We start from the raw sequence: 12,539 nt of genomic DNA on the forward strand, positions 1-12,539 counted from the left end.
CCCTCGATAACCATTGCTTCCCGACAGATACTGCTCGACCAAGTTGACTTTGAACCGTACATCGTATTTCGTCATGAAAAACACCCCAAAGGTTGGATGAGTGTCCAACTTTTGGGGTGCAGTTCACTATGCGGGCTTTTTCATTTAGGCAGACAAGTATGCTGCACGGTGATGCAGCATCGCTGTCTGGAATGTGGGAGAATGCAGCAATACTGAAACGAGGTCTATTATGGATTTATGCGGTTACGATGTTGGCCTGGATCGCCCCTTTTTTCTGATCGCTGGCCCTTGTGTGATTGAGTCGCGTCAAATGGCGTTTGATACAGCGGGCCAACTCGCCGAGATTACCTCGGCTCTGGGTATCCCCTTTATCTACAAAAGCTCGTTTGACAAGGCCAACCGGAGCTCGGATAAGTCCTATCGTGGTCCTGGCATGGCGGAAGGTCTGCAGATTCTGGCGGATGTGCGCTCACACTATAAAGTGCCGGTCCTGACCGATGTGCACGACAAAGATCAGGTCGATGATGTGGCAGCCGTGGTGGACGTATTGCAAACCCCCGCTTTTCTATGCCGTCAGACCGACTTTATTCAAGCCTGTGCCGCTACCCTGAAACCCGTGAATATCAAGAAAGGCCAGTTCCTGGCGCCTCAGGATATGATTCAGGTGGTGGCAAAAGCACGTGCAGCGGCAATGGAAATGGGCGGTGATGGCTCCACCATCATGGTCTGTGAGCGTGGCGCTTCGTTTGGCTACAACAATCTGGTATCCGATATGCGCTCTTTGGCGATCATGCGCGCCACGGATTGCCCGGTCGTGTTCGATGCCACTCACTCGGTGCAGTTGCCGGGTGGGCAGGGCACCTCGTCGGGTGGTCAGCGTGAGTTTGTTCCCGTGCTGGCGCGTGCCGCAGTTGCAGCAGGTGTGGCTGGCGTGTTCATGGAGACTCATCCTAATCCGGACAAGGCCTTGTCTGATGGCCCCAATGCCGTTCCCCTGTCACAGATGTCAGATTTGCTGCGGACGCTGCAACAGATCGATTCGATTGTTAAAAACAGCGGTGCCCTGCAGCACGGCTATTAAAAATAGTTTTGGAGACAGTATGCCTGCATATTTGATTGCGAATGTCGAAGTAAGCAACCCCGAACAGTACAAGCAGTACCAGGAGTTTTCCAGCCTTGCCCTGAAAGCTCACAATGTGAAAGTGTTGGTGCGTGGTGGCGAAACGGTCGCTCTGGAAGGCAATGCGCCTTTGCGTACCGTGGTCATGGAGTTCGACACGCTGGAACAGGCCCAGGCTTTCCATGATTCCGAGGAATACCGTCGTGCCCGTAAAGCGCGTGAAGGTGCGGCCAAAATGACCATGTACGTGGTGCAAGGTCTGTAAAAACAGGCTATTCCATCTAGGCAGGCAGAAAAAGGGAGTGCGAAAACACTCCCTTTTTCTATGCTTGCAGGCATAGATCCGACCTGTTCGACCACTATTGCATGAAGGCGTTGCTCTTGTTTTGATGCTCTCGAATGCCGAATGCCGAATGCCGAATGCCGAATGCCGAATGTCTTTGTGCCTGAAGGCAGGTGCGAGCGGGCGGATTTTTCAGCGTCACCAGGTGCTCTATCAGCCGCAGAGAGTGCTTTTTCCTTTCCTTATCGTCCCATGCCCCTTGTGAATACGTGGCGACGCTTGCGGTTTAAAAACGTGGATCACGCAGGGCAGGCAGAGTAAGCTCGCGGACAAAGCTGGCGGGAGACAGTTGCAGCAGGCTGCGCACAATGGTGAGGACGTCATGGACTGGAATTGTCTGGCCTTGGTCCCGTTCAGCGGCAGCCCGCAGCGGAACATCCAGGCCATCTTCCGTATTCAGATAGCCCAGTTGCAGACACGTGACGGCCAGGCCTTGATCCCTATAACCTTCGCGCAGGCTGTCAGCTAAACCACTCAAGGCAAATTTCGTTGCCCCGAAAGCAACTTCCGGTCGACCGCTTTGGCGAAGGCCCGAAGTGGAGCCTGTCAGAATCAAGCGGGGCTGGCTGCTGCGCAGCACATTGGGCAGCAAGTGGCGTATAGCCAATAACGCGCCGGTCAGGTTTACATCAACCAGGCGGCGCAAAGCTTGATCGGACTGCGATAGAAAATCGTATTCCGGGCTGAATGCCGTGTCTTCCCAGATTCCCAGGTTATAGATCAGGACATCCAGCAAGTCCGGGCAGGCGGTTGCCAATTGGCTGGCGGCGTCAGGCTCGGACAAGTCGGCGCTGATCCAATGCTGATGGGCGCTGGGGTCTGGGTGCAGGGAGCTGGCCAAGGTGCTGGGTGGCCGTCTGGCCACACCATACAGCGTGTTGCCATCTTGGGCCAAGCCGTCCATCAAGGCGCGACCCAGACCCATGCTGGCACCAATAATCATGATATTCATACTGTTTTCCTGTGGAACAGATGTGCGTGGAGAGCATGGCTCTGCAGGTGATCGTTATTGTGTATCGGGATAGCGGGACAGGGGTTGATTCAGGCCGTACTTGTCAGGTTTTTCAGTCCCCCGTAGAATCGTTGACTAGGCAATAATTGTGTGGTCAATAGAAATGGTAAACGCAGCAGAATCGACGCAGAAGACGCCGGGGCGTGTCTTGTCCGTCACAGAATCTATATTAGCGATGATGGGTTTGTGCTTTGTGGTGATGTTGGTAGCCATTGATCAGACCGTGGTCGGGACAGCCTTACCCACCATCGTGTCCGAGTTGCATGGCTTTGAGCTGTATGCCTGGGTGGCAACCGCGTATTTGCTGACTTCGGTGATTACCGTACCTATCTTTGGTCGCTTGGGGGATTTTTATGGACGCCGCCGCTTCGTGCTGGTGTCCATTGTCCTTTTTACCTTGGCCTCTGTATTCTGTGGCATGGCGCAAAGCATGCTGCAGTTGGTGCTTGCGCGGGCCTTGCAGGGCATAGCCGGGGGCATGTTGGTAGGGACGGCATTTGCCTGTGTGCCTGATCTGTTTCCCGATCCTCGAGTGCGTTTGCGCTGGCAAGTGATGCTTAGCGCGTCCTTTGGGATTGCGAACGGGATAGGGCCTTTTCTGGGTGGGATTTTGACCGAGCACTACGGCTGGCGCTCTGTGTTTTATGTCAACCTGCCTGTTGGCTTACTCAGCCTGTATTTTGTCTATCGCTACCTGCCGCAGATTCGTCACTTTCGTCAAACCCAAGTTCGCCTGGATTATCTGGGCGCTTTTTTGCTGATGGTCGGTTTGGCCTGTGTTCAACTATTGGTAGAGCTGCTGCCTCACTATGGTGGCAGCTATTTGATGGTCTTGTTGGGGCTGTGTAGTGTGGCCGCTTTTGTCTTATTGGTCAGTTGGGAGCGGCGGGTTGCGGAACCTTTGTTGCCCTTGGTTCTGTTCAGTAGTCCTGCTCAATTCTCCTTGCTGGTTCTGTCTGCCGGTTTGGGCTTTATCCTGTTTGGTCTCTTGTTCTACGCGCCTTTGTTGTTGCAAGGGGGGTATGGTCTACGCCCTCAAACAGCCGGTTTATTGGTCACCCCCTTGGTGGTGTTCATTACGGTGGGCAGTATCATTAATGGCCGTATGATTACGCGGCTGCGTCGTCCCACCCTGATGTTGTACCTGGGCTTGACGTTGTTGACGATTGCCTGTCTGGGCATGGTGTTCATCCAGAAAACCGATCCGCACTGGCATTTTGTCCTGTACGCCACGATTGCCGGAACCGGGGTTGGTTTCATCATGCCGAATTTGACGGTGTTTGCGCAGGAAATTGTAGAGCGTTCCATGCTGGGGATTGCCACGGCCATGCTACAGTCCATGCGCATGGTGGGCGGCATGTTGGGAACTGCTGTTGTCGGAGCCTTGATCAATTACCAATATGGCGAATCCATCCGCACGCAATTGACGGCTTTGCCTGCAAATGTCGTTAACGCGCTGCAAGACCCGCAAGTCTTGATGAGTGCAAGCCAGCAGTCACAGTTTCTGGAGCAGGCCGGGCTGGACGGGCAGATGTATCTGGGCTTGGCCCGCGATGCTCTGGCGCATGCCGTCAATATGGGTATGGCCGTGACCTTGCTGCTGATAGTCTGGTGTTTCTATTGGGTACGTAAAGTGCCGCCAATACGGTTTAATCGTCAAGAACAGCCTTGAACATGATGAATGAATTTCCGCAACTTCAAGCGGCTCAGCAATTGGGGCGCACCTATCGCAGTCTGATGGCGGCGTTTGACCAGCAGTTGGGCATGCCCTTGCCACGCTGGCGTGTCCTGATTGGCTTGTACCAAGAGAACGGCTGCCTGTCTCAAAAGCAGTTGGTTCGCTTGCTGCGCATTGATCCGGCTGCGGTGACACGGCAGCTTAAAAGCATTGAGTCCTTGGGGCTGGTTGAGCGCTTCACCGATGAGCAGGATAATCGGCTGACCAATGTGCGCCTAAGTCCTGCTGGCCGTGAGCTGGTTGAGGCCACCTTGCCGCGTCGCCGCCGCCTAGTGGAGGCCATGCTGCAAGATTTCTCCGACCAGGACTTGAACCAGTTGATCACCTTGTTGGGCAACTGGGAAAGCGCCTTGTTGAAAGCGGCCGACAAAGATTTACTTTGAGACGTATCGGTACTTTTTGTATTTACAGAGACGCCGCCTAGTCTCGGAATTTCTGGTGATAATAAACATGTGCCGGTTTCGATCAGGACGAAGGCAGGGGCTGGAGTCCCGGCTTTTTTCCAGCTTTCGAGACCAGACATGGCACGGCTGTGTCATGGGCAGGTACAATCCTGTTTTAGCAGGAGGGCAGGGGCGCTGATTGCACTATAGCTGTCGCGCTTGCTGATCTTTTCAACTTCCAGGCTAGGCGCCTTTTCAAGCTGATCTTCATATCGGTTTACGGCGATACGCCCGGCAGCAGGATTGTTTAACTTATCTAGCTTAATGCTACTTCAGGCAGGACTGTCAAAATCATGAGTGCAATCGTAGATATTATTGGCCGCGAGATTCTGGACTCCCGTGGTAATCCAACGGTGGAGTGTGATGTATTGCTCGAATCGGGCGCTATGGGGCGTGCCTCCGTTCCTTCTGGTGCATCCACTGGCGCTCGCGAAGCGTTGGAGCTGCGTGATGGTGACAAGAGCCGTTACCTGGGCAAAGGTGTTTTGCGCGCTGTCGAGAACCTGAACACAGAGATCTCCGAAGCCTTGATGGGCTTGGATGCTCAAGAACAAACCTTTATCGATCGCACCCTGATCGAGCTGGACGGCACCGAAGACAAGAGCCGCCTGGGCGCGAACGCCATGCTGGCTGCCAGTATGGCGGTGGCCCGTGCCGCTGCTGATGATTCGGGTCTGTCCCTGTACCGTTACTTTGGTGGCAGCGGTGCCATGGCCATGCCTGTGCCGATGATGAACGTCATCAACGGTGGCGCACACGCCAACAACACCCTGGACTTGCAAGAGTTCATGATCATGCCCGTGGGTGCCAAGAGCTTCCGCGAATCGCTGCGTATGGGTGCAGAAGTTTTCCACACCTTGAAAGGCCTGATCCACGATCAGGGCATGTCCACTGCGGTGGGCGATGAGGGTGGTTTTGCTCCGAACGTGGCCAACCACGAAGCCGCGATCGAGCTGATTCTGCGTGCTATCGAGCAAGCTGGCTACGAGCCTGGCACCCAGATTGCTCTGGCCCTGGACTGCGCGGCTTCCGAGTTCTACCGCGATGGTAAATACCACCTGGCTGGCGAAGGCGGCGTGTCCTTGAGCTCGCAAGACTTTGCCAACCTGTTGGCCAACTGGTGCGACAAGTACCCCATCATCTCCATCGAAGACGGCATGGCCGAAGACGATTGGGACGGCTGGCGTATTCTGAGTCAGCAACTGGGCGACAAGATCCAGTTGGTTGGTGACGATTTGTTTGTGACCAACACCAAGATTCTGAAGAAAGGGATCGAGTTGGGTATCGGTAACTCGATCCTGATCAAGATCAACCAGATCGGCACCCTGACCGAAACCTTTGCCGCTATTGAGATGGCCAAGCGCGCTGGTTACACCGCCGTGATTTCGCACCGCTCGGGTGAAACCGAAGACTCCACCATTGCGGACATCGCGGTGGCGACGAACGCCATGCAGATCAAAACAGGCTCCTTGTCCCGTTCTGATCGCATGTCCAAGTACAACCAGTTGTTGCGTATTGAGGAAGAATTGGCAGAAGTTGCTACCTTCCCAGGTCGCGAAGCGTTCTATAATCTGCGCTAATTCTGTTTGATGGACCGGGTCGTAAGACCCGGTTCTTATATCGCCATGCGCCTGATCGTTCTGCTCCTGCTGTGTTTGACCCTGGTAACCCATTACGCTTTATGGTGGGGCAAAGGCGGTTGGCTGGACGTACGGCAAATGCAGACCAAGCTGGTCGCGCAAAAAGAAACCAATGAAGCCCTGACAGCGCGTAATAACGCTTTGCTGGCTGAGGTTCAGGATTTACGTTCGGGTACTCATGCCGTTGAAGAGCGGGCCCGTAGCGAGTTTGGCATGATGCGTGAAGGCGAGATCTTTGTGCAGATCGTGCCTCCCGGTGGTTCGGCTGCCACGACAGCCAGCCCACGCTAAGAAGTAGCGCGCAAGGCGCTGCTGGAATGGCTGATCAGCCAGTTCCGTTCTGATTATTCTTCTACCTGATGTTTGGGTCGTTGATCCGGGCTTTGTTGCGCCCCTTGGATGTGGGCCTGAATGGGACTTGGTTTTAAGTGCCAGTCATTTCAGGATAAGAGTCAGTGGCGCAGTGGCTATGAAGTCCCTTTGGCTTTGTGGGTTTTGTGATCGCCTTATCTGCACTTTCTTTCTCCTTGGTCTTCTTTACTGCCCTGACTACGGCCACAACGGGTTGTAATTCTGTCTCCCGCTTGGGCAGGAATGCGTTTATAGCGTCCTATGCCGCCGACACCTGACGCCCGCCTTGGGTCGCGCTGCAGTTAGTCGCAGGCGGGGTTTGGGGGCAGGGAGTCAGCTCCTCCTGAGTCTGGGGTGGGGGCGGCAGGTCCTGGAGAGTGGGTGCCATCACCTGGTCCTTGAACAGAGTCATTCCATGAGGGCAGACGACCACTCCCATCCGTCGATGGTATTCCCGCTGGCTCTCTATCTGCTGACCAGCCTGTTTGGGAAACTGGCAAGGCAAGCGCGTTTTCAGTTTGCTGGGTATAGATAACTCGACCGTCAGCTAAGTCATCCCACTGCACTGCATCGGACTGCATAGGGTGTCTGATTTCCAGGCGTAGCCAGACCGCTGCAGAACCTGAAGGACTGGGCATACTGGCGGCAAACTTGGGTAGCAGGCGAAGCAAGGAAAGAGGCCCTGGCTTATGGGCATAGAGCAGGTACAAGTGCAGTGTGTTGGCCTGGTAGATGCTGGGGCCGCCGTGGCTGGCTTGCCCGTCTTGCAGCGCCTGCCAGCCTTGGGTAATACTTGCACGCCCCTTATGCTGCCCGGAGGGCTTGCCGTACTGCATAAAAGCCTGCACTGAGGGAGACAGAATCTGGATTTGCCACTGATCGTGTAGGGGCACGTTGGCAGCGGCCAGTGTTTGGCCGAATGCCAAGGCAATGGTTTCAGGCTGGGCATGATGCACGCTGGCCTGGCGTGCGGCCTGTAACAGACCGTGCTGTAGGCGTACGCGCAAGGAGTACAGCGTCAGCACGTCCAGCACCAGCCAGCTAAGCAGGATGATGGCCAACAGGGCTCCCATGATGTGAGAGCCTGCCAAGCCGGATTGACGATGGAGTGAAGAAAAAAAATCAGCCATGATGGTTGTCATCATGGCTGATTGTCTTCTAGCCCGATAGAGGGACTTGTGCGAGCGTAGTGTCTCGTAGAGACATCGGCCTAGTGCAGGGTGTCATCACCCGGCTGCGTGTCGCCCTTGTCGACAAACAGGGATGCACAATCGATTGCATCGTACTGATAGGGTTTACCGCAGAAGTTGCAGGACACATTGATGGTGTCTTGTTCTGCCAGCATTTGCTCGATCTCTGCCTGGCCCAGCATACGCAACATATTGCTGACGCGTTGACGGGAACAAGGGCAATGCCAGCGTACGGACTGGGGTTCGAAGACTTGCAGATCTTCTTCCCAAAACAGGCGATGAATCAAGGTGTCGCTATCTAGTTGCAATAACTCCTGGGTCTGGACCGTGGAGCCCAACGCCAGAGCGCGTTCCCAGGTGTCCAGGTTCTGAGCCAGACTGTGGCCGCCTTGGGGTGGGATGCGTTGTAGCAAAAGACCCCCACAGCGGTTCTCATCGGCGGCCAGCCACAAGTGTGTATCCAGTTGCTCGGAGGTGCGCATATAGGTTTGCAGCACCTCGGCGACTGTTTCACCTTCCAGCGGAACTACGCCTTGGTAGGGACGGAAGTCCTTGCTGCTTTGGCGAGGGGCCAATACGACAGTAAAGCGGCCCTGGCCTTGCGGATTCAGCAGGGTTTGCAAGGTGCCGGTTTGGGGCACGGGATGGTTCTCACGCAGCGAAACCGTTGCGCGTATGTCCATGTCCGAGGTGCACTCCACTACCAGCAGGGCAATGGGACCATCACCCTGGATTTGTAGAATCAGGGAGCCGTCAAACTTGAGATTGCCCGCCAGGAGCACCGACGCGGCTACCAACTCGCCCAGCAAGTCGCGGATGCAGGCAGGGTAGTGTTGGTGTTCCAGCCCCATTTGCCAGGCTTGTTCAAGATGGACAATCTGGGCGCGTGTGCTTTGGTCGGCGAACAGGTATTTTTTTAAAATGTCAGTCATGACTTTGCGGTACTACTAAAAAATGAAGAGGCAGCCTGCCTGCTCAGGTGGCCGCCGAAGTAACACGGGTGGGGCGCGCATCGATCAGACGAGTCTTGCTAAGACGGTCGTGCAGGAACTGCTGGTCTTTGTCGAACCAGGTCCAGATAAAGTTCAGAAAAGGCGTAAACACAATAAGAAGGTCCGTGGACGCATAGCCTGTGTAGCCAGACAGAAGCTGAATCAGCAAAGCCCCCAGCAAGGGCAGGGGCCATAGCAGAATATAACGCAGCAGCAGGGTACCGAGGGCAGGAATCTGGCCCTGCTCGTTCACCAGACGCATATGCCAGGTCTTCATGGGCAGGGTTTGGCCTGCTTTGCGCCAGCACAGTACGAAATAAATCCCCAATGCAATAAACAGAATGACCTGACGCACATGACGCAGATCCAGGCCGCTACGGCTTTGGGTCAAAGTATCAAACAGATAGCCGGCAGTAAAAATAACGCCAAACAGCAGGATGGATTCATACATCATGCAGGCAAAGCGTCGCCAGCGGCCAGGAGTAGTGAAGGTGGGTGTCATGGTGCGTTTTGAAGCAGGCAAGACTGTCATTATCGCGTATATCGGAGGCGAACGGAACGTCGCCCCTATAAACAAGGGCCAAGCCATTGATTGATATGGACTTGGCCCTTGGGGCATGTGCAAGACTGTTTAACGCTTAATCGTCGTTGACCGAATCTTCGCTGGTGCCCGAGGCCGTTTCGTTATTGCGATAGCTGGCCGGAACCATGTCAAAGCAGAACAGACGGCAATCCAGAGCGCCGTTATACAGTGGGTAACGACGCTTGGGCTTGAGGCGCATATGACGCGGCAGCTCCAGGTCGCTGCTGATCATGTTGACGCTCCAGTTGGCGAAGTTTTGCTTGAGGTTGCTGGCCCAGTTTGGCCAGAAGTCCTCGTCCTGATGTTCCAGACGCTCGCCGTAAGGAGGATTGGTGACAATCCAGCCGGCTTCTGTCTCGGGGCGAATCTTCAGGGCATCGCCTTGCTCGAAGCGAATCGTCTCCAGCGTCAGGTGCGAGCGTTCCAGATTGGAACGAGCAGCATCCAGAACGGTAGGGTTGATGTCGTAGCCAATGAGCGGGGTATCCAGACGAGGGGCGATCATGGAACGCGCTTCGTCCTTGATGTCACGCCACAAACGCTGGTCGTGGCAGCGCAGACGTTCGAAATGGAAGGGGCGCCAGATTCCGGGAGGTGCTCCCAGAGCCATCCAGGCGGCTTCGATCAGAATTGTGCCACTACCGCAGAAGGGGTCGATCAAGGGTTTGCTAGGGTCCCAGCCAGATAGGACCAATAGGCCCGCTGCCAGGTTTTCACGCAAAGGCGCATCGCCCTTGTCGTGACGCCAGCCACGCTTGAACAGGGACTCGCCACTGGTGTCCAGATAGAAGGTGGCGCTGGTCTCATCCAGGAACAAATGTACCTTGGCGTCCGGGCGTACCGTGTCGATGGAAGGACGTGCGCCTTCCAGATCTCGCAGGCGGTCACAAATCCCGTCTTTGGCGCGCAGATTGCAGTACTGCAGGCTTTGCATGGGGCTGCGTACCGCCGAGGTGTCAACGCGCAGTGTTTGCTCGGGGCCGAACCAGCGCTCCCAAGGCGTTACGCGGGCCAGGGCCAGAATGTCTTCCTCGTTGGTGACAGGAGCGTGCGAGACTTCCAGCAAAATGCGTGTCGCCAGTCTTGAGGACAGGTTGGCGCGCATGACGCCGATCCAGTCTGCGTCAAAATGGCAGCCGGCACGGCCGGTTTGCACGTTCTCGTAACCCAGTGCTTGCAGTTCCAGCGACAGCGCCTCTTCCAGCCCTTGGGGGCAGGGTGCAAATAGACGGTAGCGTTCGCCTTGCAGGGCTTTGACCTGGACGCGCTCATTTTGCTCGATATTGCTATCGGGCAGGCGTTGGCCGGGCTTGGGGGCCTGAGGGCTATCTACACGCTGGATGGGAGACACGTACTGCGGAAAGGCATCCGAGTCACCGGCGGGCTTGAATAAGCCACTGGGCATTTTTCCAGCAGGGGTACGGTCCGAAGTTTCCTTGTCACCTTGGAACGCAGGGCGTTCGCGGCGCTCGCCAGAGAAATTACGGCGTTCACCGGTTTGCGGGCGGCTGTCGCGGTCACGGTTGAATGCCGGGCGTTCGCGGCGTTCACCTGAGAATTCACGACGTTCGCCCGATTGTGGACGGCCACCTTCGCGGTTGCGGTCGAATGCGGGACGTTCGCGGCGTTCACCGGAGAATTCACGACGTTCGCCCGATTGCGGACGGCCACCTTCGCGGTTGCGGTCGAATGCGGGACGTTCGCGGCGTTCACCGGAGAATTCACGGCGTTCGCCCGATTGCGGACGGCCACCTTCGCGGTTGCGGTCGAAAGCGGGACGCTCACGACGCTCACCAGAGAATTCACGACGTTCGCCCGATTGTGGACTGCCACCTTCGCGGTTGCGGTCGAAAGCGGGACGCTCACGACGCTCACCAGAGAATTCACGACGTTCGCCCGATTGTGGACGGCCGCCTTCGCGGTTGCGGTCGAAAGCGGGACGCTCGCGGCGTTCACCGGAGAACTCACGACGTTCGCCCGATTGCGGACGGCCACCTTCGCGGTTGCGGTCAAATGCGGGACGCTCACGACGCTCACCAGAGAATTCGCGACGTTCGCCCGATTGTGGACGGCCACCTTCGCGGTCACGGTTGAATGCGGGACGCTCACGGCGTTCACCAGAGAATTCGCGACGTTCACCCGATTGCGGACGGCTACCTTCGCGGTTGCGGTCGAATGCGGGACGTTCGCGGCGTTCACCGGAGAATTCACGACGTTCGCCCGATTGCGGACGGCCACCTTCGCGGTTGCGGTCGAATGCGGGACGCTCACGACGCTCACCAGAGAATTCACGACGTTCGCCCGATTGTGGACGGCCACCTTCGCGGTTGCGGTCGAAAGCGGGACGCTCACGACGCTCACCAGAGAATTCGCGACGTTCGCCCGATTGTGGACGGCCACCTTCGCGGTTGCGGTCAAATGCGGGACGCTCACGACGCTCACCAGAGAATTCACGACGTTCGCCCGATTGCGGACGGCTACCTTCGCGGTTGCGGTTGAATGCGGGACGCTCACGGCGTTCCTGGTCACGTTTTTCTACGTAGGGGCGTGCCTCGCGTTTGGGGCCGCCTTGGCGGTCTTGCTGCTGGCTGGCCGCACGTGCGCGCGCACCCGAGCGCACGCGGGGTTCCGCATTGCTGGCTTTCTTTTTAGTGCCTGGGCTCAGGCTAAGTGTCTTGCGTTCAGATTGGTCTGACATGAATAAGGTATTAGAAGGGTTTTATAACCACCAGGATGAGGACCAGCAGCAGAACGATGACCGGAATTTCATTGAACCAGCGGAAGAATACGTGTGAGCGGCTTTGTTTCCCTTGTTGGAACTGCCGCAGATAGCGCCCGCACACACCGTGAAAGGCAAACAGGATCAAAACCAGGGTTAGTTTGGCATGCATCCAACCCTGTCCTTTGCCTATGCCGTAATACAAAAATAGTCCCAGGCCTGTCAGCAAGGTCAAAATGGCCAAGGGGGCCATAAAACGATACAGGCGTCGGGCCATACCCAAGAGCGTTTCATAGGTCTTGGTATCTTGCTCCTGGGCAAGATTGACATAGATGCGGGGCAGATAAAATAGCCCCGCAAACCAGGAGGTTACAAACAAGATGTGAAATGTTTTTAACCAAAGCATGA

General features: G+C 56.1%; 12 protein-coding genes. 6 read left to right on the forward strand and 6 right to left on the reverse strand.

The annotated features are described in order from the left end of the window. Window positions 1-229: 229 nt before the first annotated feature. A complete protein-coding gene (gene kdsA, locus AB7E06_RS05910; RefSeq protein WP_162496900.1) occupies window positions 230-1,081 on the forward strand; it encodes a 3-deoxy-8-phosphooctulonate synthase in 852 nt (283 codons plus the stop codon). A 19-nt stretch (window positions 1,082-1,100) separates the two neighbouring features. Next, window positions 1,101-1,385, forward strand: coding sequence for a DUF1330 domain-containing protein (locus AB7E06_RS05915; protein ID WP_094197276.1), 285 nt, complete (start codon window positions 1,101-1,103; stop codon window positions 1,383-1,385). A 304-nt stretch (window positions 1,386-1,689) separates the two neighbouring features. On the opposite strand, the gene AB7E06_RS05920 is transcribed toward AB7E06_RS05915, so the two are convergent. Beyond that, window positions 1,690-2,415: an SDR family NAD(P)-dependent oxidoreductase gene (locus tag AB7E06_RS05920; RefSeq protein WP_427955683.1), complete on the reverse strand. Its 726-nt coding sequence runs from the start codon at window positions 2,413-2,415 to the stop codon at window positions 1,690-1,692. A gap of 163 nt (window positions 2,416-2,578) precedes the next feature. Between AB7E06_RS05920 and AB7E06_RS05925 the strand changes: the two genes are divergently transcribed. The 4 genes from AB7E06_RS05925 (at window position 2,579) to ftsB (ending at window position 6,587) form a co-directional block, all read left to right on the forward strand. After that, entirely contained in the window at window positions 2,579-4,147 is a 1,569-nt protein-coding gene (locus AB7E06_RS05925) for an MFS transporter (protein ID WP_427955686.1), read from the forward strand. Between the two features lie 2 nt (window positions 4,148-4,149). Next, entirely contained in the window at window positions 4,150-4,596 is a 447-nt protein-coding gene (locus AB7E06_RS05930; RefSeq protein WP_094197273.1) for a MarR family winged helix-turn-helix transcriptional regulator, read from the forward strand. A 353-nt stretch (window positions 4,597-4,949) separates the two neighbouring features. Next, on the forward strand, window positions 4,950-6,236 hold the full coding sequence (gene eno / locus AB7E06_RS05935) for a phosphopyruvate hydratase (RefSeq protein ID WP_009456510.1): 1,287 nt from the start codon (window positions 4,950-4,952) through the stop codon (window positions 6,234-6,236). Window positions 6,237-6,245: 9 nt separating this feature from the next. Continuing rightward, window positions 6,246-6,587, forward strand: coding sequence for a cell division protein FtsB (ftsB, locus tag AB7E06_RS05940; protein ID WP_230017720.1), 342 nt, complete (start codon window positions 6,246-6,248; stop codon window positions 6,585-6,587). Between the two features lie 362 nt (window positions 6,588-6,949). Here the strand turns inward: ftsB and AB7E06_RS05945 are convergent, their stop codons facing one another. From AB7E06_RS05945 to AB7E06_RS05965, 5 genes are all read right to left on the reverse strand, one after another. Beyond that, complete coding sequence (locus AB7E06_RS05945; protein ID WP_427955691.1) at window positions 6,950-7,792, reverse strand: TadE/TadG family type IV pilus assembly protein; 843 nt, start codon at window positions 7,790-7,792, stop codon at window positions 6,950-6,952. Window positions 7,793-7,857: 65 nt separating this feature from the next. Next, the gene (hslO, locus tag AB7E06_RS05950; protein WP_094197271.1) at window positions 7,858-8,769 is read right to left on the reverse strand and encodes an Hsp33 family molecular chaperone HslO; all 912 of its coding nucleotides are present in this window, start codon (window positions 8,767-8,769) and stop codon (window positions 7,858-7,860) included. Between the two features lie 43 nt (window positions 8,770-8,812). Further along, a complete protein-coding gene (locus AB7E06_RS05955; protein ID WP_162496899.1) occupies window positions 8,813-9,361 on the reverse strand; it encodes an RDD family protein in 549 nt (182 codons plus the stop codon). 106 nt (window positions 9,362-9,467) lie between these two features. Further along, complete coding sequence (locus AB7E06_RS05960; protein ID WP_427956010.1) at window positions 9,468-10,817, reverse strand: THUMP domain-containing class I SAM-dependent RNA methyltransferase; 1,350 nt, start codon at window positions 10,815-10,817, stop codon at window positions 9,468-9,470. Window positions 10,818-12,120: 1,303 nt separating this feature from the next. Further along, window positions 12,121-12,537, reverse strand: coding sequence for a CopD family protein (locus AB7E06_RS05965; protein WP_094197268.1), 417 nt, complete (start codon window positions 12,535-12,537; stop codon window positions 12,121-12,123). Window positions 12,538-12,539: the final 2 nt, after the last annotated feature.

The organism is Alcaligenes sp. (genome assembly GCF_050255915.1).
Classification (GTDB): domain Bacteria; phylum Pseudomonadota; class Gammaproteobacteria; order Burkholderiales; family Burkholderiaceae_B; genus Alcaligenes; species Alcaligenes aquatilis.